Source organism: Sphingomonas paucimobilis NBRC 13935 (assembly GCF_000739895.2).
GTDB classification, from domain to species: Bacteria; Pseudomonadota; Alphaproteobacteria; order Sphingomonadales; family Sphingomonadaceae; genus Sphingomonas; species Sphingomonas paucimobilis.
This window is the reverse complement of record NZ_BBJS01000035.1, coordinates 1-22,224: the sequence shown is the minus strand read 5'-3', so window position 1 is coordinate 22,224 and position 22,224 is coordinate 1. Positions and strand designations below refer to the sequence as shown.

Genomic DNA, 22,224 nt, shown 5'->3' with positions numbered 1-22,224 from the left:
ACAGGGGAGGATATGTTTCAGAACCGACCGCGCAGCGTCACCCGCACATTCCTCGGGGCACCCGGCATCGTCCAGACATCGGCATAGCTGCTGGCGATATAATAGGTGTCGAAGATATTCTCGAGGTCGACACGCACGTCGAACTGCGGATTGACCCGCCAGGTCGCGTCGGCGCGCACCGTCGTATAGGCCGGCAGGCGATAGCCGGAGGCGAAGGGATCGCCATTGCGCGCGCCGACATGGTTCACCCCGCCGCCGATCGTCACCACCCCGATCCGCTGATGCAGGTCCAGCGCGCCCAGATAGCGCGGCACATTGGACAGCATCGTGCCGATCAGCGCGGTGTTCTTGTCATTGCGCACCGTCGCATCGGTATAGGTGAAGGTGCCGGTCGCGGTCAGCCCGCTGGTCAGCGCCAGGTCGGCGACCGTCTCGACCCCGCGCGAGCGCTGACGCCCGATCTGCGTCTTGACGAACACGTCGGTGGCATTGGGATTGAGCACGTTGCGCTTGGTCATGGTGAACAGCGCGGTCTGGCCGGTCAGCGCGCCGCCGAACAGCGTGTATTTGGCGCCGATTTCGGTCGAATCGCTCTTCTCCGCGTCGAAGCTGCTGACCCCGTCCGACGGGTTGAGCCGCAGCGACTGGCCCCAGCTCGTGAACAGCGAGAAGTTCGGGGTCGCCGCCCAGGTCAGCGCGGCGCGCGGGGTGAGGCCGCGATCCACTGTTTCCAGCCGCAGATTGCCGCGCACCCGGTTGAGCATCGATTCGCGGAAGCTGTTCCACCGCGCCCCGATCAGCGCGGTGAAGTCGCCGAAGCGGATCAGGTCCTGCGCATAGATGCTTTCGCTGCGGAAGGAATGATGCCGGTCCTGGAACGGCGTCGGCACGGGCAGGGGCTGGCCATAGACGGGGTCGAAGGCGTCGATGGTCAGGATCGGGGCACCGGGCCGGCCGCGCGCCTGGTCCATGCGGAAGTCCATGCCGTGCCGCACCCGGTCGGCCCCGAAGCGCAGCTCATGCGACAGGCCCAGCCAGTCGAGCTTCGCGGTCATCTCGATCCGCGCGGTCAAATCCTGCCAGCGGAAATCATGATAGCGCCGCGACCGGCCGATCGTCCGGCCATCGGCCTGCACCCCGCGCGCGCCGAAATCGACCTGCGTCGCATAGCCGGTCAGGAAGCCGTCGCGGCTGGACAGTCCACCCTCCAGCGAGACGCGGTCGGAGAGCGCGGCAAAGACGCTGCCCTGTTGCCACAACATGCGTTGCGTCATGCGGCCATCGGCGGGCTCGCCCAGGAAGGTGTCGCGGTCCATCGCGCGCGCATCGCCCTTGATCGCCGCCACGCCGCGATCGATCGGCGCGCGGTTGCGCATGAACTCGGCCTGGTAGAGCAGCCGCAGACTGTCGCTCGGCGTGAACGCGACCGAGGGGGCGAGCAGCAGCCGGTCGGTATGGACATAGCGGCGGAAACTGTCGCCTTCCTCCGCCACGCCGATCGTCCGCACCGCCAGCGTGTCGGTGACGGGACCGCTGATGTCGCCGGTCGCGCGCACCCGGTTCCAGCTGCCATAGCTGAGCGAGGTTTCGCCTTGCAGGGTGCTGGTCGGCGCCTTGGTGACGATATTGAGCGACCCGCCCGGCTCGCCCAGGCCGGACAGCGCGGCGGCGGCGCCCTTCAGGAATTCGAACCGCTCGACCGTGGCGGTGTCGATGGGAGCGTTGAAGCCCAGATTGCTGCTGAAGCGATTGATGAGGACGTCGGGGCCGCTATTCTCATTGCCCGCAAAGCCGCGGATCGAATATTTGTCCCACAGCCCGCCAAAGTCGTTCTGGCGCGCGACGCCGCCCGCTAGATCGATCGTGTCGTCCAGCCGGGTCGCGCCCAGCCGATCAATCATCGCGCGGTCTATGATGCGCAGCGACTGGGGATAGCGGCGGGCCGAGACATCGGTGCCGGTGATGCTGGCGCTGGCATCGCGCAGGCCGGTGACGACGATGTCGTTCTGATCGTCGGCCGGTACGGCCGCCTCTGCGGCGACCGGCGCTTCGTTCACCGGCGTGATGGCGGAGCGATCGGCAGCCCACACAGGTTTTGCCATGATGCCCCCCGCCAGCAGCATGGCGCGCCACATTGCCTTCGACATTTTGAACAGCCCCCATATCAATCGATTTGAACGCGCCATATCGATAATGATAATAACTCTCAATCATAAATTGGGTCGACTTTGGTTTGGGCGACTGTCATGCCTTTGCCATTCGCCGCCGCCATAGGCGCGGCAGGGGCTCGATGTGGTGCGAGCCGGCTTTACATGAGGATGGTAAGATGGTCCGGTCGTGGCGGATGTTAGGCGGAATGGCGATGCTCGCCGTGGCGGCGCTCGCGCCGGTCGGTGCCATGGCCGAAACGTTGAAGGTCATGACGTTCAACGTCCGTTATGCCTCGGACGAGGGGGCGGAGCGCTGGGCGGCGCGGCGGCCGGTCATGGTCGAACTGATCCGCCGCGCCGTGCCCGATGTGATCGGTACGCAGGAACTGCTTCAGCGGCAGGGGGACGACATCGTCCGCGCGCTGCCCGGCTATCGCTGGTTCGGGCGTGACCGGATGGGCGGCCACGATGACGAGCATATGGGCATCTTCTATCGCCCCGACCGGTTGACACTGGTCGATCAGGGCGACTTCTGGCTGTCCGATACGCCCGAGGTCGTCGGTAGCCAGAGCTGGGGCACCGACCTGCCGCGCATGGCGAGTTGGGCGGTGTTCGAGACGAAAGACGCCAAGCCGCGCCGTTTCCTGTTCGTCGACACGCATCTGGCGCACCGCGACGAGGATGCCGAGGCGCGCGACAAGGCGGCGGCGCTGATCCTCGCGCGGCTGCCGACCCTCGCAAAGGGATTGCCGGTGATATTGGCGGGCGACATGAACGCGCGGCCCGACACGGCGGCCTATCGCCGGTTCGCGGGCGCGCTGACCGATTGCTGGCTCGGCGCCAAGCGGCGCGAGGGGCCGGAGATGACCTTTCACGACTTCACCGGCACGCCCGACCGCCGGATCGACTATCTGTTCCTGCGCGGGTTCCGGGCGGACGCGATCGCGACCGACACCTGGCATCGCGGCAAAACCTATCCTTCCGATCATTTCCCGGTCCGGGCCACCCTATCCTTTGCGGACGAGATCCGCCGATAACGTCTTTGCGATAGCGTTATCATTTGCCCGATCCTATGATTGATCCAAAGCCGATGACGGGCCGGATCACGGCCCGCCGGGCAGAGGAGAGGGATGGAATGCGGGAAGGGCAATCACGGTCCGGCGCCGGGCGGCGCATGACTTTGGCGTTGGTTCTGGGAACGGCGGCGGCGTGGCCGGTCATGGCCGAAGCGCGGCCGCGCATCCTGACCCCTATGAGCGCCCATGCGGTCCTGCAACGCGACCGCCCGATCATCGTCGAGGGCTCGGCCGATGCCGGCGAGCCGGTGACCGTGACGCTGGGTAGCGGCCAGGCCTCGGCCACCGCCGACCGCCAGGGCCGCTGGCGCGCGACCCTACCCGCCATGACGGCGACCGCCACCCCGCTGACCTTGACCGCGACCGGCACGGATGGCGCTGCCGACACGATGGACGATCTGCTGGTTGGCGATGTCTGGCTGTGTTCGGGCCAGTCCAACATGGAATATCCGCTCAAGCAGGCGCTCAACGGTGAGGGGCTGGTCGCCACATCGGCCAATGACCGCATCCGCCTGCTCGACATCGCGCATCATGTCGGCCTGTCCGCCGACGAGCCGCTGGAGAAGCGCCCGATCTGGGCCGCCGCATCACCCGCCAGCGTCGCCGATTTTTCCGCCGCCTGCTATCTGATGGTCAAGGACCTCGCGACCAAGACGAACGTGCCGATGGGCGCGATTGATTCGAGTTGGGGCGGGACCAAGATCCTCCCCTGGATCGACGCCACCGATGCGCGCAAGCTGCCCGGCCTCGCCGCCGATGCCGACCTGCTGGCGCTTTATGCGCGCGATCATGCGGCGGGACTCCGTGCCTTTGGCGACCGCTGGGGCGATTGGTGGCGCAAGGCGAGCGGGACCAAGCGCGGGCAGGAGCCATGGAACGCGCCCGATCGGCTGACATGGTCGCCGGTTCCGAAGTTCAGCCCGTGGGAGGAATGGGGCGTGCCCGCGCTCGCCGACTATAACGGCCTGGTCTGGTTCCGGCAGAGCTTCGACTTGGCCCAAGCACCAACCGGCGACGGGGTGATCGAGCTGGCGGGGATCGACGAGCTCGATACCGTCTGGGTCAATGGCGTGGTCGTGGGTGCGACCTTCGGCTGGGGCGACTGGCGCCGCTACACCGTGCCGCGTTCGGCGTTGACGAAGGGACGCAACGAAATCGTGGTGGGCTTGGGCGATACCTATGGTCCGGGCGGTATGTTCGGGCCTGGCGACAAGATCCAGTTCACGCCCGCCGGCGGTCAGCCGATCCCGCTCGGCACCGGTTGGCGCTATTCGGTCTACAAAGCGAACGACCAGAGCTATCCGCGCAGCCCTTGGGAAAGCCATGCGGGTCTGGGCACGCTTTATAACGGGATGATCGCACCGCTGGGGCCGATCGGGCTGAAGGGGGTTGCCTGGTATCAGGGCGAATCCGATGTCAGTCTGGCGAGCTATGGCGATCGCCTCGCCGCGTTGATGACTGGATGGCGGCGTCAGTTCGGTGACGCGAACCTGCCCATCCTGATCGTCCAGCTCGCCAATTTCGGCGCGCCGCCCGTCAAAATCGCCGACAGTGGCTGGGCAGCCTTGCGCGAAACGCAGCGTCTGGCGGTGCTACGCGATCCCCACGCGGCGCTCGCGACGACGATCGATATCGGGGTGCGCAATGACATCCACCCCGCCGACAAGAACGAACTCGCCAAGCGGCTGGTCTTCGCGCAGCAGCATCTGGAAGCGGGTGACCGCGCCAATGCGTCGGGTCCAATGATCGCCTCGGCGACGAGGGCGGGCTCAGAGGTGGTGTTGCACTTTACGGGCGTGCAGGGCGCGCTTCACGCCTGGAGCGCGGCGGCGCCCATCGGCTTCGAACTCTGCGATGCCAGCGCCTGCCACTACGCCAATGCGACGGTGAACGGTTCGGATGTCCGGCTGGTCGATGCCAAGCCCGGCGACGTCCGCGTCCGCTATGCCTGGGCGGATGCGCCGGTCGTCAACTTCTATGACGAGGCCCCGCATCCGGTGGTGCCGTTCGAGGCGGCAATTAGCGGCAACTGACCCGACCTGCCCTCATCCTTCCGGCGCTAAAGCGCCTCCCTCCCTCTCCCCATGAAAGAGGGAAGGGGCCCGCCCGCGACAGCGAGTGGGAAGGGTGAGGGTCGTTCAGCCGGACACGGAGAAACACCACCACTCGATGCGTTTAGCCGGTCGGTGCCCCAAAATGCGCTTGAAATAAAATTCCATCCGGTTGAAAGATAGCAACGACCCGAGTGGAATCGGGCGAAGCGTTGAGGAGAGAGCATGGCCGTGCCGCCAGAAGGCATTTCGCGCGCCAACCTGGCCCCGTTGCAGCTGCATGTGCCTGAGCCGAAATTCCGGCCGGGCGATGCGGTCGACTTCGCCGGTGTCGAGGTCCCGCCCGCCGGTGCGCAGCGCCGCCCAGATACCGCCGCGCCCGCCGACAGCTTTCATGAACTCGCCTATACGCTGGTCCGCGTGCTGGATGACGAAGGCTGTGCGGTCGGTCCCTGGGACCCCAAGCTCTCGCCCGATCGCCTGCGTCGGATGCTGCGCCACATGGTACTGCTCCGCGCCTTTGACGAGCGCATGTTCCGCGCGCAGCGGCAGGGTAAGACCAGCTTCTATATGAAGGCGCTGGGCGAGGAGGCGGTCGCGGTCGCCGCCGCCCATGCGCTGGATTATGAGGATATGTGCTTCCCCTCCTACCGCCAGCAGGGGCTGTTGATCGCGCGCGACTGGCCGCTGGTCGACATGATGAACCAAATCTATTCCAACAGCGCGGACCGGCTGGGCGGCAAGCAGCTGCCCATCATGTATTCGGCCAAGGAAGCGGGCTTCTTCTCAATCTCGGGCAATCTGACGACGCAATATCCGCAGGCGGTGGGCTGGGCGATGGCCTCGGCCGCGAAGGGCGACACCCGTATTGCAGCCGTGTGGTGCGGTGAGGGTTCGACGGCGGAGGGCGACTTCCATTCGGCCTGCACCTTCGCCGCCGTCTACCGCGCGCCGGTCGTCATGAACGTCGTCAACAACCAGTGGGCGATCTCCAGCTTCTCCGGTTTCGCGGGCGCGGAGGCGACGACCTTTGCGGCGCGGGCGATCGGCTATGGCATTGCGGGCCTCAGGGTCGACGGCAATGACGCACTCGCCGTCTATGCCGCCACCCAATGGGCCGCCGAGCGCGCGCGGACCAACCAGGGCGCGACGCTGATCGAGCATTTCACCTATCGTACCGAAGGCCATTCGACCTCGGACGATCCCACCCAATATCGCTCGGCGGGCGAGCCGACCGCCTGGCCGCTGGGCGATCCGATCCGGCGGTTGAAGGATCACCTGATCGCGTTGGGCGAATGGGACGAGGAACGCCACGCGACCCAGGACCGCGAAGTGGCCGAGGAAGTCCGTGCTGCGCAAAAGGCGGCCGAGGCGAACGGCATCCTCGGCCACGGCCTGCACCAGCCGCTCGACAGCCTGTTCGACGGCGTGTTCGAGGAGATGCCCTGGCATTTGCGCGAGCAGCGCCAGCAGATGCTCGACGAGGAACAAGCGAGCGGACGGCCATGGGCGCGGAAATGATATTCCCCTCTCCCATCGGGAGAGGGAGGGGCCCGTTCGGCACCGCCGAGTGGGAGGGTGAGGGTATCCTCGCCACGTGTCCCGCCCTCACCCTTCCGGCGCTCCGCGCCTCCCTCCCTCTCCCAACGGGAGAGGGACAGTGAGCGACATCATGACCGAGACTGTCGAACAGGCGGGCGAAACCACCCGCATGAACATGATCCAGGCGATCAACTCCGCCATGGACGTGGTCATGGCGCGCGACCCGGACGTGGTCGTGATGGGCGAGGATGTCGGCTATTTCGGCGGCGTCTTCCGCGCGACGGCGGGCCTGCAGAAGAAATACGGTAAGACCCGTGTCTTCGACACGCCGATCACCGAATGCGGCATCATCGGCGTCGCGGTCGGCATGGGGGCGTACGGCCTGCGCCCGGTGCCGGAAATCCAGTTCGCCGATTACATCTACCCCGCGCTCGATCAGTTGGTCAGCGAGGCGGCGCGGTTGCGCTATCGCTCGGCGGGCGAGTTCACCGCGCCGATCACGGTGCGCTCGCCCTTTGGCGGCGGCATCTTCGGCGGCCAGACGCACAGCCAGTCGCCTGAGGGCATCTTCACCCATGTCTCCGGCATCAAGACGGTGATCCCCGCGACGCCGTACGATGCCAAGGGCCTGCTGATCGCCGCGATTGAGGACAATGACCCCGTCCTCTTCTTCGAGCCCAAGCGAATCTATAACGGCCCGTTCAACGGCCATTGGGATCGCCCGGCGGAGAACTGGTCCAAGCATCCCGGCGGAGAAGTGCCGACCGGCTATTACCGCATCCCGCTGGGCAAGGCAGCGACGGTGCGCGCGGGCGAGGCGGTGACGATCCTGTGCTACGGCACGATGGTCCATGTCTGCGCCGCCGTGGTCGCCGAGATGGGGGTCGATGCCGAGATCCTCGACTTGCGCACCCTGATCCCGCTCGACATCGAGGCGATCGAGGCTTCGGTGAAGAAGACCGGCCGCTGCATGATCGTGCACGAGGCGACGCGCACGGCGGGCTTCGGCGCGGAACTGTCCGCGCTGGTCCAGGAACGCTGTTTCTATCATCTCGAAGCGCCGATCGCGCGCGTGACCGGCTTCGACACGCCCTATCCGCACAGCCTGGAATGGGCCTATTTTCCCGGCCCGGTCCGTATCGGCCAAGCGCTCAAGACCCTGTTGAAGGACGCCTGACATGGCTCGTTTCACCTTCCGCCTGCCCGATATCGGCGAAGGCATTTCCGAGGCCGAAATCGTCGCCTGGCATGTGAAGCTCGGCGACCGGGTCGAGGAGGACCAGTCGGTCGCCGACATGATGACCGACAAGGCGACGGTCGAGATGGAGTCGCCGGTTTCGGGCACCGTCGTCGAGCTGGCGGGTGAGGTCGGCGACCAGGTGCCGATCGGATCGGCGCTGATGGTGATCGAGACCGATGCGGTCGAGGAATCCGTGTCGCCCGCGACGGAAGAGGCGATGCTGGAAGCCGAAAACCCCGGTGTCGAGGAAGCGCAATCTCCCTCTCCCCTTGTGGGAGAGGGAGCAGAAGAAGGTGCTGGCCTCGCCCGCCGTCCGGGCGCGCGCACAGAATCTGGGCATCGACTTGTCGAGCGTGAAGCCCGCCGAGGGCGACCGGGTGCGCCACTCGGACCTCGACGCGTTCCTGCGTTATGGTTCGGGCCAGGGCTATACTCCCGCCCGTGCCCCCCGTGCCGACGAAGCGGTGCGCGTCATTGGGATGCGCCGCCGCATCGCCGAGAACATGGCGGCGTCCAAGCGCGCCATCCCGCATTTCACCTATGTCGAGGAAATCGACGTCACCGCGCTGGAGGACACGCGTGCGCAACTGAATGCGGGGCGTGGCAACCGGCCCAAGCTGACGCTGCTCCCGCTACTGATAGTCGCGATCTGCAAGATTTTGCCCGACTTCCCGATGCTCAATGCGCGCTATGACGACGAGGCGGGCGTGGTGAACCGCTCGGGTGCGGTGCATATGGGCATGGCGACGCAGACCCCCGCCGGGCTGATGGTCCCGGTGATCCGCAATGCCGAGAGCCGCAATGTCTGGCAGCTGGCGACCGAGATCGGCCGTCTGGCCGAAGCTGCCCGCGCGGGCAGCATCGCCAGCACCGACATGGGTGGTGGCACGATCACGCTGACCTCGCTGGGGCCGCTCGGCGGAATCGCGACCACACCGGTCATCAACCGGCCCGAGGTCGCGATCATCGGCCCCAACCGGATCGTCGAGCGGCCCGTCTTCCGCGCCGACGGGCGCGGGGGCGAGACGATCGCGCGCGCGAAGCTGATGAACCTGTCGATCAGCTGCGACCACCGCGTCGTCGATGGCTATGACGCGGCGAGCTACGTGCAGGCGTTGAAGCAATTGCTCGAGACGCCGGTGATGCTGTTTGCGGATTGAAGGGGATTTTGCTTGGCCTTCGACTTCGCTCAGGCTGAACGGGGTTTAGGACCAAGGCGCCGTTCACGCTGAGCGAAGTCGAAGCGCACGCATGAACCTATCCGCCGGGCGCGCGTCCTGTCTTTGAAGGCAGGAGAACCTCATGCGCGGAATGACGGCAGGATCGCTCGAAATCACCTCGGACGGCACGGTGCGTGGCATGATCGGTGGGGACGTGATCGTCGCATCCGGTGTCCACGCCACCATCAAGGGCATGGTCGCGGGCGATGTCATCATCGAGCCCGGCGCAATGGTACGGATCACCGGCATGGTGTCGGGCCGGGTCGTCAACCAGGGCGGCATGGTTGAGGTGAAGGGTATGGTCGCGGGCTGATCCCCGGCTTGCCATCTGTCGCCCCCGCGTGGAACAGGGGCGGCATGACGACCGATCGCACTGCACGCACCGGCCTGTTGCTCGGCATCGGGGCCTATATCAGCTGGGGGATATTGCCCCTCTATCTCAAGCTGTTGAAGGGCGTGCCCGCGCTTCAGGTGCTGGCGCATCGCATCCTGTGGTCGCTGTTGTTGCTGGCTGTGGTCGTGCTGATCGCCAGGCGCGGGCGGGCGATCCTGGCGGCGGCGCGGGGACGGACGCTGTTGCTGCTATGCGCCAGTGCGACGCTGATCGCGATCAACTGGCTGGTCTATATCTGGTCGGTCCAGAACAATCACGTGCTGGAGGCGAGCCTCGGCTATTTCATCAATCCGCTGATCAATGTGGCGCTCGGCGTGGCGCTGCTTGGCGAGCGGATTCGCCGGGGGCAGGCGCTGGCGGTCGGGATTGCCGCGCTCGGCGTACTGGTGCTGACGATCAGCGGCGGCGGGGCGATCTGGATATCGCTGGCACTCGCCTTGTCGTTCGCCTTTTACGGTCTGGTCCGCAAGGTCGCGGCGATCGATGCGCTGGGAGGGCTGACAGTCGAGACGCTGCTCCTCGCCGCGCCGGCATTGGCGGTCCTGTTTCACGCCAGTGCCAACGGGACGGCGGCGTTCGGGGCGGATCGGCATCTCGACCTGCTGCTGATCCTGGCGGGGGCGGTGACGGCGGCACCGCTCCTGATGTTCGCGGCGGCGGCGCGGCGGCTGCGTTATGCGACGCTGGGCTTGCTGCAATATCTCGCGCCGACACTGCAATTCGCGCAGGCCGTGCTGTTGTTCGGCGAGCCGCTCCGGCCCGTCCATATCATCACCTTCGCGCTGATTTGGACGGGGTGCGCGCTCTACGCGATCGACAGCGTGCGGGGGAGCCGGACGCCGGTTACGGCCGAATAGGGTCGCGCGAACCTAATTATTGCCGCCCGCTCTGCAATCTTGCCACGGCCCGACGCAGCACCCCACGCGGCGCAACTCGTGTGCTGACCGCGGTCAGTCGGTTGAGCAGCCCCGACACCATGACCGCCTGACCGCGATCCAGCGCCGCCAGCCCGTCGCGCACCACCTGTTCCGACGTGCCCGCAAAGCGTTCGAACATCGGCGTCTGCGCCATCCCTGCGACATCGGCGAATTCGGTCTTGGTCGGTCCAGGACACAGCGCGGTGACGGTCACGCCGCGCCCCTTCACCTCTTCATGCAGCGCCTCGGAGAAATGGAGGACGAACGCCTTGCTGGCATAATAGACCGCCATATAGGGCCCCGGCTGAAAAGCGGCGGTCGAGGCGACGTTCAATACCGCGCCGCGCCCGCGCGCCAGCATCGGCGGCAACAGCGCATGGGTCAGCGCGACGAGGGCGCGGGTGTTGAGATCGATCATCCCCAATTGCGTCGCCAGATCGCTATCGGCGAACGGCCCCAGCGCCCCGTAACCGGCATTGTTGATCAGCGTATCGATATGCAGCCCGCGATCCGCCACGCCGGAGAGCAGCGTCTTCACCCCCTCTGGCTGGCCGAGATCGGCGGAGATGACATGCACCTCGACCCCCGGCCGCTGGCCCAGTTCCTGCGCCAGGGCCGCCAGACGATCGGTGCGCCGGGCCGTCAGGACGAGGGTGACCGGCTTCTTCGCCAGCGCCCGTGCGAAATCGGCGCCCAGCCCGGCGGACGCGCCGGTAATCAGGATGGTGTCGGGCATCGCGGCCTCCCAGCGAGGCGGCCGCTATCCGTTCAGCCAGCCGCCGGTGAATCCTGCCCTTAGCAATCCGCGTCGCAGATGCGGGTTCCGCCGCATCGTCTTCCAGATCAGGCCGGTGCGATGATTCTCGATCATCGCGACGATCGGGCCCTGGTCGATTCCCAGATAATCCTTGTCGACCCAGCCGATGCCGGGGACGATCTCGCCATGCTTCAGCGGCTCGGGCGGGTTGGTCAACGTCGGGTTGAACGCGTCCAGGAAGCCATATTTGCCGTAGATGCCCTGGCCATAGCGGTCATGCATCGCCCGCACCGCCGGAATCGCGATGTCGGGCGCGAAGGCGATCGAGGAGGCCGCAGCCGTCGGCGCCAGCGTTCCGTCGTCACGGTCGCCTGGCCCGCGCGCCGAATAGCTGAAGAATTGCCGCGATACGCCGTCGATCGTCTGGGTGAAATCGCCCGGCCCGTCACAGGCGGTCAGTCCCCACACGTCCGCGCCATAGCCCCGCCAACGCCCGGCATTCTCGATCGCATAGCGTTGCTGGGCATAGGCGGCGCGGCGGCTATTCTCGAAATAGTCGATGCCCTTGCCCGCCATGTAACCGTCGCGGATGCCTTTGAAATCGACCCAGACATGGCTGTACTGATGGCCGAACAGCGGTGGGAAGTGCAGATGCGGCTGACCCCAGCGATCTGTCCAGCTGTTCTCGAACCGGCTCGACCAGGCGGCCCAGGTGCCCTCGGGCAGCGGATGGGTGGGGGAGCCCAGCGCCAGCAGATAGAGCAGCATACCTTCGTTGTAGATATCCCAGTCGGATTTGATGAAGCCCGTCTCCGGATGCCAGCCCATCGACAGCAAGGGTGCGCGCGGCGTGATCCAGGTCCAGTCGACCGCGCCGTAAATCCGGTCGGCCAGCGTACGGATCCGCGCCTCGTCGGGATGGTCGCCATCATACCAGCTCTGCGCGAACAGCACGCCGCCCAGCAGCAGCGCGGTATCCACGGTCGACAGCTCGCACCGGGCGAAGCGCAACCCCTTGGTCACGCCCAGGAAATGGTAGAAAAAGCCCTTATAGCCGCTGAAGCCCGTCTCGCCCGGGCCCTGCGGCGCGTCGGCGAAGAATTGCAGCGTGGTCAGCGTGCGGGCGCGCGCCTCTTCGCGGGTGATCCAGCCATTGATCACGCCGACCGGATAGGCGGTCAGCGCGAACCCGACAGCGGCGATCGAGGCGAAGGACGGCGTCGGCCAGCGATCGGGGGCGAGCCCCGTCTCGGCATCGGTCGTCTCCCAGAAGAAGCGGAAGGTCCGTTCCTGCAGATCGCGGATCAGGTCGGGCTGCACGGCGGGGATGAGGCGCGGCGGCGCGACCCGCCCCTGCCGATCCGTGCATCCCGCCATCAGCGCGGCCAGGCTCAGCCCGCCCGCACCGATCAATTGGCGGCGATCATACATGGCGTGTGTCCGTCATCTCAGAAATGAAGTGGGCCGGAGAGAGGTATCTCCGGCCCGGTCCCTGGGGATCAGAAGCGATAGCCGACCCGGAACTGCACCCGGCGGGGCAGGGTCAGCAAGTTGGTACCGATCCGCGCAGGCTCCAGCGGGTCGGTGACGCCGCCGCCCGGTGCGGGGGTGTTGTTGAAGAACTCGTCGAAGCCCGAGAAATTCTTGTTGTTGAAGGCGTTGAGCAGGTCGACCGCCGCCTCGAACTGGTCGTCGCGGCCGAAGACGCGGAATTTCTTGGCCAGCGTCAGATTGACTTCGCAGAAGGCGAACAGCCCCTTGATGCAGTTCTTCTCCGGATAGGCGGCGGTGAAGCGGTTGAAGCCCGAGTCCGCGCCATTGGTGCCGTCGATCACCTGATAGGCCGAACCGCTGCCCAGCGTCGTCAGCGTCGAGAACTGGAAGCCCAGCGGCAGGTCGACAATGCCGGAGATCACCACCCGGTGCCGCTCGTCGCCGCGCGTCGGGCGCCAGCCATAATCGTCGGGCGTGACCGCATCCAGGCTGAACAGATCGCCGCCATTCTGTTCCGACTTGGACAGCGTATAGGCGATGTTTACGCCCCAGCCCGAGGACGGGGTGTAATTCTTGTCGAGCGTGAAGAAGATCGCCTTGTACCGCGTGTCCAACCCGTCAAACCCGATAATGGCGTTGGAATAGCCGAAGGGGATGACCGGCGCGGTGTTGCAGCACGGGCCCTGGCCGTTCAGCGTCCGGGTGGCGAACAAATTGGTATAGCCGTTGCGGCCGCGCTGATACGAGCCGGTGAGCGAGGCCTGGAAGATGCCGATCCTCTGCCGCACGCCCAGCGAGACCTGGTCGTTGACCGGCGGGCGGGCATTGTTCTTCACCGCGAACAATTCGGGCAGGCCGACTTCCGGATTGGTGTTGATCAGCGATAGCAAGCCGTCGCGGGTCGCATAGGCGGGGTTCCACAACACGGTGGGCAGGCCGTTGCGCGGGCGTCCGTCGGCGGAGAAGCGGAACACGCCGATCGGATTGATCGTGCGGCTCAACTCGTCGACCGTGTTGTTGAAATTGTTGCGGTCATAATAGCGGCCCGCGCCGCCGAAGATGACGGTCGACTGGTCATCCTTGATATCCCAGGAAAAGCCGAATCGCGGTGCGATCGCGCCCGCGAAAGGCTTACGCCGGCTGCCGTCGGTGATGTAGTTCTCGGGGTCGAAATAGCTGGTGCGGGGCAGTGCGCGCAGCGCAGCGGCCGCAGCGGCGGGAGTTCGATACTGGTTGTTGAACCCGTTAGTCTCATAGTCCCAGCGGACGCCGACATTGAGCTGCAACCGCTCGGTCACGTCCCAATCGTCCTGCGCGTACAGCCCGACCTGGGTGTTCGATCCATAGATGCGGCCATTGCCCAGCCCCAGCCGCGCCTCTGCGGGGAAGGAGAAGTTCAGATTGTTCTGCGGTTCGCGGCGATAGGTATAGCGCGGCTGGATATAGGCCTGGTTGTTGAACTCGATATCGGTGATCTCGACGCGCCCGCCCACCTTGAAGACGTGATTGTCCAGGCCGCTATAGGTAAAGTCGTCGCGGATCGTGTAATTCTGCTGCACCTCGCGGCGGGTGGAGTCCTTGCCGCCGAAAATGATGACCGCATCATAGTCGGACGTGGCCAGCCCCGGATTGAGCGAGGTCGGGTTGAATTTGTAATAGAGATAATTGGCGTTGAACTCATTGATGAAGTTGTCGCCGTTATAGGTCCATTTGTAGAGATATGTGTCGACGGTATTAAGCTTGTTCTCCGCCGCCTCATAGGCGACGTTGCCGCCAAAGCCCTGAATGTCGCTTTCCGTCCGGCGGCTGTACGACAGGTCGAACACCTGGCGGTCATCGGGCGTGAAGGTTAGCTTGCCGAAATAAAAGTCGCCGCGGAACGGGCTGACATAGGCACCCTCGAACTCGCTTAGGCGGCGGCCCGAAAACCGCTCGAACTCAGCGATTGCAGCGGCCGAGCCAGTGCTCTGCACATTGAAGGCGCGGTTCTGGTCATTGCCTTCATAGGCGCCGAAGAAGAACAGCTTGTCCTTGATGATCGGGCCGCCGAGCGACACGCCATATTGCTTGCGGGTGAATTCCGGTTTGGGGCGGTCGTTGATCTCGTCGAGATAGCTGCGTTCGGTCAGGCTGCGGTTGGTATATTGACCGAAAATCTCGCCATGGAATTCGTTGGTGCCCGACTTGGTGACGGCGGTGATGATCGCCGAGCCGGCCTGTTCATATTCGGCCTTGTAATTCTGGGTCAGGACGCGGAATTCCTGCACCGCGAGCTGGCCGAAGGGATTGCCCCGGCTGTTCTGCTGACCCGCCACGCCGCCCTCGCGCAGCTTGTTCTTCAGCGACACGCCGTCGATGAAGACGTTGACCTGGCTGGCCGTTGACGCGCCCGAGGTGAAGCTCTTATCCGTCTCACTGTCATTGTAGCGCACGCCGGGCGCGAGTGCGGCGAAGGTCAGGAAGTTGCGATCGGTCTGCGGAAGAGTGCGGATCTGCGTCTGGCTGACATTGGTCGCGATTTCGCTGGTGCGGGTTTCCACCAAGCGCCCGCCAGTGACGACGATTTCCGGCCCCTCGACCGCGCTGTTGCCGCGGCCCGCCAGGTCGGCCGGATCGGCGCTGCCCGGCTGGGTCGCGGTGCCCAGGGTCATGTCCAGCGTTGCCGATTGACCGATCGCCACGGTGACGAGCTGGGTCACGGTCCGGCCATCGGCGCCGGTCGCGGTCACACGGTACTGGCTGGGGCGCAGACCGCCGAGCACGAAATTACCCGACGAGTCGGCGGTCTGACGGAAGGTCTGGTTGGTGGCGGTGTTGACCGCGACGATCTGCGCACCCGCGCTGCCCGCCCCATCGGCGCCACGCACCTGGCCGCGTATCTGCGCGGTCGTGGTCTGTGCGGCGGCGGGCGCGACCATGATCGTCGCAGCACCCAGTATCGTGGAGGTGGCCAGCGTTGCGCGCAGCGCAGCCGTCATCATCGTCTTCATCATTGTTCCCCATATGCCGGCGGCCCCAAGCGGTTATCGGCGCCGGTCCCGTGTTCAGGTGCCATCCCGGATGGGCTTCGCGCGTTGGCGCGAAGGGCGGGGCGGCAAGGGGGGGAAGGGGCGGCCCGTCACCGGGCCGCCCGGCATCCTCTCCGGGCACGGAGCCCGCCGGCTCCAGATGCCGATGCCAGCCTGTGATCGGCCGGTCATTCTGACATGGCGGTCATCTACGCGCGGTCATGGCATGGGCTCAAGCATCTGTTGGTGCCGTGCCGTTGGAACCGTCGTCACTGTGTCTTTCGAGCAACGGGTATGGCGCTGGCGTGGGATGAGAAATGGCGGCAAAGCTACCGATATGACAGTAGAATTGAATCGCGACGGCTGCGTCTCCGTAATTACGCTACGGAATCCGCCGAACAATCATCTGGGGCTGGGAACCATTTCCGATTTGGCCGATGCCTTTGATTCGGCTGATGCCGATCCGGATGTGCGCGCCATCCTGCTTCGATCCCAGGGTCGGGTGTTTTGCGCAGGCGCGGACCTCGTCAACGCCAATCCGGTGGCCGACCCATTGCCGCCCGGCAGCCGCAGTCCCTTTTACGTCGCGGCGGCGCGGCTCTACGGCGTGCAGACGCCGGTGGTCGCGGCGGTGCAGGGCGCGGCGGTCGGCGCGGGGCTTGGTCTGGCGCTGGTCGCCGATTTCCGCATCGGCTCGCCCCAGGCGCGCTTCGTCGCCAATTTCGTCCAACTGGGGCTGCATCCCGGCTTCGGTATCTCGGCGGTGCTCGAGCGGGTGATCGGGCGCCAGCGTGCCGCGATGATGCTGATGACCGGGCGGCGGATACGCGGCGAAGAGGCGGAACGCTGGGGGCTGGTCGATCAACTGGTTTCGGCGGAGGAACTGGACGCGGTGGCGATGGCCCTGGCGCAGGAGATCGCGGCGGCGGCACCGCTGGCGGTGGCCTCGACCCGGCGGACCCTGCGCGGCGACCTGCGCGCCCTGGTCGAGGCGGCAACGGACCATGAGCTGGCGGAGCAGGCGGTGCTGATGCAGACCGAGGATTTCGTCGAAGGGGTACGCGCGGTCACGGAGCGGCGGCCGGGGCGGTTTATCGGGCGGTAAAGGCGGAGATTATCCCAGCCGCCCGTTCCGCCTAAGCGACGTCGAAGGCCACGCCCCAAAACTGCGGCTAGGCCAAATGCCCTGCGGATATGGTTTCCCTTGGCCCTCGACTGCGCTCAGGGGGAACGGAACGTGAGGGCGGCCCTCAGCCATTGCGTGCTGCGAGTTCCGCCTTGCGTGCCGGCAGCGCGGCCAGGATCGTGCGGCGTTCCTCGGCCGGCTTGGCGCTCCAATTGGAGATTTCGCGGATCGTCCGCGCGCACCCCAAACACCAGCCGGTCGCCTTGTCCATCGTGCAGATATTGACGCACGGGCTGGCGATGCCGGGCGACTGGGGTTCGACGAAGCTGATGATGTCGAGCGACATGGGCGGCGTCAAACGGTCAGCGAGACTTTCAGGAAGTCCGGGATCGGCCCGTTCCAGCCGCCATCATCGGTCGTCTCGGCCGCGTTGGACCGGCGACGGTCGCGGCGGCGATCGCCACCATGCGATTCCTCCGCGCGCGGCTCCTCGACACGCGGTTCTTCGCGGCGCGCGCGGGGCGCACGGGCGGGGCGTGCTTCGGCTTCTGCCTCGGAGAGGGGCGTCGCCTCGACCTCCTGCGCATCCTCGCGCGGCGTGCGTTCGCGGCGACGACGGCCGGGGCGCTCTTCCTCCGCGACGGGCGGCAGTTCGAGGCGATCGATCCGCTGTCCGGTCAGCTTCTCGATATTGTCGATATTCTCGGCATCGTCGGGCGCGACGAAGGTATAGGCGGTACCGGTCGCGCCGCCGCGGCCGGTGCGACCGATACGATGGACATAATCGTCGGGATGCCAGGGCGCGTCGAAGTTGAACACATGGCTGACGCCCTTGATGTCCAGCCCGCGTGCGGCGACGTCCGAGGCGACCAGGATATTGACCTCGCCGCGCTTGAACAGGTCCAGCTCGGCCAGGCGCTGCGGCTGTTCCATGTCGCCGTGAATCTCGCCCGAGCGGAAGCCATGCTGCTTGAGCGACTTGTTGAGTTCGCGCACCGTCGTCTTGCGGTTGCAGAAGATGATCGCGGTGCGAACCTCATCCTGCTTGAGGAGCTGGCGCAGCCGCTTGCGCTTTTCGAACGATTGCGGCGCGACGGGCACGACGAACTGGGTGATGTTGATGTTGGTCGAGGCGGGACGCGCCACCTCGATCATCTTGGGATTTTCCAGGAACTTGTCGGCCAGCTTCTTGATCGGCGGCGGCATGGTCGCGGAGAAGAGCAGGGTCTGGCGCTGCTTGGGCAGCTTGGTGCAGATTTCCTCGATATCGGGGATGAACCCCATGTCGAGCATCCGGTCCGCCTCGTCGATGACCAGCATCGAACAGCCGGTCAGCAGGATGTTGCCGCGCTGGAACAGGTCCATCAGCCGGCCCGGCGTCGCGATCAGCACGTCGACGCCCTTTTCCAGCGCCTTGATCTGATCGCCCATCGACACGCCACCGATGAGCAGCGCCATGGAGAGCTTGTGGTTGGCGCCGTATTTCTCGAAATTCTCGGCCACCTGCGCGGCGAGTTCGCGCGTCGGCTCCAGGATCAGGCTGCGCGGCATGCGCGCGCGGCTGCGGCCATGCGCCAGGATGTCGATCATCGGCAGGACGAAGGAGGCGGTCTTGCCCGTCCCCGTCTGCGCGATGCCGATGATGTCGCGCATCATCAGCACGGAGGGGATGGCGGAGGCCTGAATCGGCGTCGGCTCGGTATAGCCGGCATCGGTGACCGTCTTCAGGAGTTCGTCGGAGAGGCCGAGATCGGCAAAGCTCATGCAGTTTTCCGGAATATGGCGTGGAGTGGGAATCGCCCCGCGCTCGCCCAGCACTCTACGGGCGCTTGCGGATTTGGCGGGAAAAGTCAAGTTTTGCGCGACCCGTCGGCCGTGCGGGCCGTGGTTTTCAGCGGGGGATGAGCGCGCGAAACTTGTCGATCTCGCACACCGCGCCACCGCGTGTGCGGATCGGATCGCGACCGGCGCAAATCTGTCCGTCGGGGCCGGGGCGGATATAGAAGCTGGAGTAATAATCGATCTGGCGGCACGCCCGCGCCAGCCGTGCGCGCACCCGCTTGCCCCCGGTCAGGACGATATCCACCGTGCCTTCCTCGCCCGGCAAGGCGCCGGCCAGCGCTTGCGCGTTGATGCAGCGGGGGCCCTTGCGTTCCTTCCAACGGCTGGCGGTGATCGCCGGCATGGGCGTGCGCGGCACACGCAGGATCACCCGCTCGCGAATGGTGATCTGGGCATATTGCACCTGCGACGGCGGATCGCCCGCCCCCAACAGGATCGGCGTCGCCAACATCGTCAAGGCGGCGGGAATGAGGTTCGAGGTAGGACGAGCCATGTTTGCGGGGACCAAGCATAGCGCGTGACATTGAACGCTTTATGAACCTGATCTAGCGCGCTTCGCATGAACGCCGCCCAGACCGCCTTGCTTGCCGCCTTGCGTCCCGTGTTGGGCGATCGCGGCATCATCACCGATCCCGATCTGATCGCGCCTTGGGAAATCGACTGGCGGCGGCGTTTCCAGGGCCATGCCCCCGCCATCCTGGCACCCGCCGATACCGCGCAAGTGCAGGCGGTGCTGCGTGCGGCCGCCGAGCACCGCGTGCCGCTGGTACCGCAGGGGGGCAATAGCTCGATGGTCGGCGGGGCAACCCCGCCGGTGGACGGTATAGCGCTGATCCTGTCGACGCGCCGGATGAACCGGATCCGCCGGATCGATGCGGAGGGCGGCGTCGCGGTCGCCGAGGCCGGTGTGATCCTCGCCGATCTGCATGAGGCGGCTGAGGGGCAGGGGTGGCGCTTTCCCCTGACCCTGGGGGCCAAGGGCAATGCGACGGTGGGCGGGCTGGTCTCGACCAATGCGGGAGGCACCCAGGTGCTGCGCTTCGGTACGATGCGCGGCCTGACCCTGGGCATCGAGGCGGTGTTGCCCGATGGGTCGCTCTATAACGGCTTGTCCGCGCTCAAGAAGGACAATCGCGGCTATGATCTGGGGCAGTTGCTGATCGGGGCCGAGGGGACGCTGGGCGTGGTGACGGCGGCGGCGCTGCGGCTGGCGCCGGCGATTGCGGCCCGCGCCACCGCCTGGGTCGGGCTGTCCGATCCCGCCGCCGGGCTGGCGCTGCTCCGCCGGTTGCAGGCGGCGAGCGACATGATCGAGAGTTTCGAGATCCTGCCCGCCGAAAGCCTCGCCGCCGCCGTCGCGCATCTGCCCGGCGCGCGGGCGCCACTGGAGGGCGGGCATCCCTGGCATGTCCTGATCGAGGCGGTAACCGGCGACCCGAGCGCCGATCCGACCGCGATGCTGGAGGCGCAACTCGGCCGCGCGTTGGCCGAGGGAGTCGTTGCCGATGCGGTGATCGCCGTGTCGGATGCGCAGGCCGAGGCCTTTTGGCTTCTGCGTCACTCGCTGTCCGATGCCGAGCGGGCGCTGGGGCCGGCGGTGCAGCATGACATCGCCGTGCCGGTCGATGCGATGCCGCGCTTCATGGTCGAGGCGGCGGCGGCCTGCGACGCGCGCTTCCCCGGCACCCATGCCTCGGGCTTCGGGCATCTGGGCGACGGCAATATCCATTTCCATGTCCGCGCCGCCCCCGGTACCGATCGCGACCGCTTCTATGCCAAGGATGCCGCCACCATCACCCGTTTCGTCCATGATCTGGTCACGGCGGCGGGGGGCACCATCTCGGCCGAACATGGCATCGGTCAGATGAAGCGCGACGAGCTGGCCCGCCTGTCGCCCGAGCGGGTCGCGGCGATCCGCGCGATCAAGCTGGCGCTCGATCCGCACGGCCTGTTCAATCCGGGCAAGCTCATCGCTTGCGCATGACGCTCCGGCCCCATAGACACGGGGCCACGACGCGCGGCGGGGGGCTCGCGTGGATAAGGTTTTTTGGAGATCATCATGGCCAGCGCGCCGTCGCTTCCGCTTTTCTATAATGGCCTGGAGCCGCTTTCGAGCGAAACTCACGCCAATTACAAGGTCCGCCCGCAGGACACCGCGCCCTTCCTGGTCGGCCAGCATGCGATCCCCGTGACCGTCGATGAATTCCCGCTGGTGCAGCGTTTCATGCCGATCGTCTTCTCGGTCGGTGAACAGCCGATCCCGCTGGCGCTGATGGGCCTGAACGAGGGCGTGAACGTCTTCGTCAGCGACGAAGGCCGTCTGACCGAGACGAACTTCTACGTCCCCGCTTATGTCCGCCGCTATCCGTACATGCTGGCGCGTCTGCGTCCCGAGGCGGAAGAATTGTCGCTGTGCTTCGACCCGACCTCGCCGACCATCGGCGCGTTCGACGAGGGCGACGCCCTGTTCGAGAACGGCCAGCCGAGCGAGCTGACCAAGAACATCCTGTCGTTCAACGAATCGTTCGAGCAGGCGGGGGCCCGCACCCAGAACTTCATGACCGAGCTGACCGAAATGGGTCTGCTGATGGACGGCGAAGTCTCGATCCAGCCCGATGGCGCGGATCAGCCCTTCGTCTATCGCGGCTTCCAGATGGTCAATGAAGAGAAGCTGGTCGACCTGCGCGGCGATCAGCTGCGCAAGATGAGCCAGTCGGGCATGCTGCCGCTGCTCTATGCGCATCTCTTCTCGCTGTCGCTGATGCGCGACATCTTCGCCCGCCAGGCGCAGCTGGGCAAGATGCCCCAGCCGCAGCTTCAGCCGGTCGGCTGATCCCATGCGTGGACGGGACTTCGCCAGTCCACGCTATAGCCAGGTCGCGATCGTCTTTCACTGGACGATCGCGGCCCTGGTCGTCGCCAATCTGGCGATCGGCCTGCTCCATGAGAGCCTGTTGCCGGGTACCATCCCGCTGCACAAATCGATCGGGCTGACCGTGCTGGCGCTGACCGCCGGCCGTATCCTGTGGCGCCTGGGGCATCGCCCCCCGCCGCTGCCCGCCGAAATTCCGACATGGGCGCGCGGCGCGGCCCATGCGCTCCATATGACATTGTACCTGTTGATGATCGCCATGCCGATGACCGGCTGGGCGATGGGTTCGGGTCGCGACGTGCCACGGCCCGTCAGCTGGTTCGGTCTGTTCGACGTGCCCCCGCTGCCGATCGGGCAAGCCGCCGGTCGCCTGGGCCATGAGGCGCATGAGATATTGGGCTGGGTGATGCTGGCGCTGGTCGTGATCCATGTCGCGGCGGCGCTTCGGCATCACTATCTGTTGCGCGACGGCCTGCTCGCGCGGATGAGCTTCCGCTCGCGCTAACCTGTTCCTCCCCTGTAAGGGAAGGGGGAC

The 22,224-nt window shown here is 66.1% G+C and carries 17 protein-coding genes and 1 pseudogene; 11 read left to right on the top strand and 7 right to left on the bottom strand.

Features of this window, described 5'->3' with window-relative positions; all coding sequences use genetic code 11:
- Positions 1-17 precede the first annotated feature (17 nt).
- Complete coding sequence (locus SP6_RS11815; RefSeq protein ID WP_227876577.1) at positions 18-2,147, bottom strand: TonB-dependent siderophore receptor; 2,130 nt, start codon at positions 2,145-2,147, stop codon at positions 18-20.
- 209 nt (positions 2,148-2,356) lie between these two features.
- Between SP6_RS11815 and SP6_RS11810 the strand changes: the two genes are divergently transcribed.
- The 7 genes and pseudogenes from SP6_RS11810 (at position 2,357) to rarD (ending at position 10,530) form a co-directional block, all read left to right on the top strand.
- Entirely contained in the window at positions 2,357-3,187 is an 831-nt protein-coding gene (locus SP6_RS11810) for an endonuclease/exonuclease/phosphatase family protein (RefSeq protein ID WP_007404705.1), read from the top strand.
- Between the two features lie 137 nt (positions 3,188-3,324).
- The gene (locus tag SP6_RS11805) at positions 3,325-5,259 is read left to right on the top strand and encodes a sialate O-acetylesterase (RefSeq protein WP_007404799.1); all 1,935 of its coding nucleotides are present in this window, start codon (positions 3,325-3,327) and stop codon (positions 5,257-5,259) included.
- Positions 5,260-5,502: 243 nt separating this feature from the next.
- Positions 5,503-6,798 (top strand): 3-methyl-2-oxobutanoate dehydrogenase (2-methylpropanoyl-transferring) subunit alpha, encoded by a 1,296-nt coding sequence (locus tag SP6_RS11800; protein ID WP_037568380.1) that lies wholly within the window; start codon positions 5,503-5,505, stop codon positions 6,796-6,798.
- A gap of 190 nt (positions 6,799-6,988) precedes the next feature.
- Positions 6,989-7,996, top strand: coding sequence for an alpha-ketoacid dehydrogenase subunit beta (locus SP6_RS11795; RefSeq protein ID WP_007404760.1), 1,008 nt, complete (start codon positions 6,989-6,991; stop codon positions 7,994-7,996).
- A gap of 1 nt (position 7,997) precedes the next feature.
- Positions 7,998-9,219, top strand: a pseudogene (locus SP6_RS11790) (dihydrolipoamide acetyltransferase family protein).
- Between the two features lie 142 nt (positions 9,220-9,361).
- On the top strand, positions 9,362-9,592 hold the full coding sequence (locus SP6_RS11785; protein ID WP_037568382.1) for a hypothetical protein: 231 nt from the start codon (positions 9,362-9,364) through the stop codon (positions 9,590-9,592).
- Positions 9,593-9,636: 44 nt separating this feature from the next.
- The gene (rarD, locus tag SP6_RS11780; RefSeq protein ID WP_007404859.1) at positions 9,637-10,530 is read left to right on the top strand and encodes an EamA family transporter RarD; all 894 of its coding nucleotides are present in this window, start codon (positions 9,637-9,639) and stop codon (positions 10,528-10,530) included.
- A 16-nt stretch (positions 10,531-10,546) separates the two neighbouring features.
- On the opposite strand, the gene SP6_RS11775 is transcribed toward rarD, so the two are convergent.
- The 3 genes from SP6_RS11775 to SP6_RS11765 all read right to left on the bottom strand — a co-directional run bounded on the left by SP6_RS11775 (position 10,547) and on the right by SP6_RS11765 (position 15,834).
- Positions 10,547-11,326: an SDR family NAD(P)-dependent oxidoreductase gene (locus tag SP6_RS11775; protein ID WP_007404824.1), complete on the bottom strand. Its 780-nt coding sequence runs from the start codon at positions 11,324-11,326 to the stop codon at positions 10,547-10,549.
- A gap of 24 nt (positions 11,327-11,350) precedes the next feature.
- Positions 11,351-12,778: a glucoamylase family protein gene (locus tag SP6_RS11770; RefSeq protein ID WP_007404828.1), complete on the bottom strand. Its 1,428-nt coding sequence runs from the start codon at positions 12,776-12,778 to the stop codon at positions 11,351-11,353.
- A 68-nt stretch (positions 12,779-12,846) separates the two neighbouring features.
- Positions 12,847-15,834, bottom strand: a complete 2,988-nt coding sequence (locus SP6_RS11765) for a TonB-dependent receptor (RefSeq protein ID WP_007404758.1) — start codon at positions 15,832-15,834, stop codon at positions 12,847-12,849.
- 352 nt (positions 15,835-16,186) lie between these two features.
- Here SP6_RS11765 and SP6_RS11760 point away from each other — a divergent pair, with 352 nt between their 5' ends.
- Positions 16,187-16,954, top strand: a complete 768-nt coding sequence (locus SP6_RS11760) for an enoyl-CoA hydratase/isomerase family protein (protein WP_037568384.1) — start codon at positions 16,187-16,189, stop codon at positions 16,952-16,954.
- A gap of 145 nt (positions 16,955-17,099) precedes the next feature.
- On the opposite strand, the gene SP6_RS11755 is transcribed toward SP6_RS11760, so the two are convergent.
- The 3 genes from SP6_RS11755 to SP6_RS11745 form a co-directional block, all read right to left on the bottom strand.
- A complete protein-coding gene (locus SP6_RS11755; RefSeq protein ID WP_042469090.1) occupies positions 17,100-17,321 on the bottom strand; it encodes a DUF1289 domain-containing protein in 222 nt (73 codons plus the stop codon).
- 8 nt (positions 17,322-17,329) lie between these two features.
- Positions 17,330-18,739 (bottom strand): DEAD/DEAH box helicase, encoded by a 1,410-nt coding sequence (locus tag SP6_RS11750; RefSeq protein ID WP_007404845.1) that lies wholly within the window; start codon positions 18,737-18,739, stop codon positions 17,330-17,332.
- Positions 18,740-18,866: 127 nt separating this feature from the next.
- Positions 18,867-19,310, bottom strand: a complete 444-nt coding sequence (locus SP6_RS11745; RefSeq protein WP_037568387.1) for a hypothetical protein — start codon at positions 19,308-19,310, stop codon at positions 18,867-18,869.
- 66 nt (positions 19,311-19,376) lie between these two features.
- On the opposite strand from SP6_RS11745, the gene SP6_RS11740 reads away from it, so the two are divergent.
- The 3 genes from SP6_RS11740 (at position 19,377) to SP6_RS11730 (ending at position 22,194) form a co-directional block, all read left to right on the top strand.
- Entirely contained in the window at positions 19,377-20,801 is a 1,425-nt protein-coding gene (locus SP6_RS11740) for an FAD-binding oxidoreductase (protein ID WP_037568389.1), read from the top strand.
- A 75-nt stretch (positions 20,802-20,876) separates the two neighbouring features.
- Positions 20,877-21,650 (top strand): SapC family protein, encoded by a 774-nt coding sequence (locus SP6_RS11735; protein ID WP_007404759.1) that lies wholly within the window; start codon positions 20,877-20,879, stop codon positions 21,648-21,650.
- Positions 21,651-21,654: 4 nt separating this feature from the next.
- Positions 21,655-22,194, top strand: coding sequence for a cytochrome b (locus SP6_RS11730; protein WP_007404817.1), 540 nt, complete (start codon positions 21,655-21,657; stop codon positions 22,192-22,194).
- Positions 22,195-22,224: the final 30 nt, after the last annotated feature.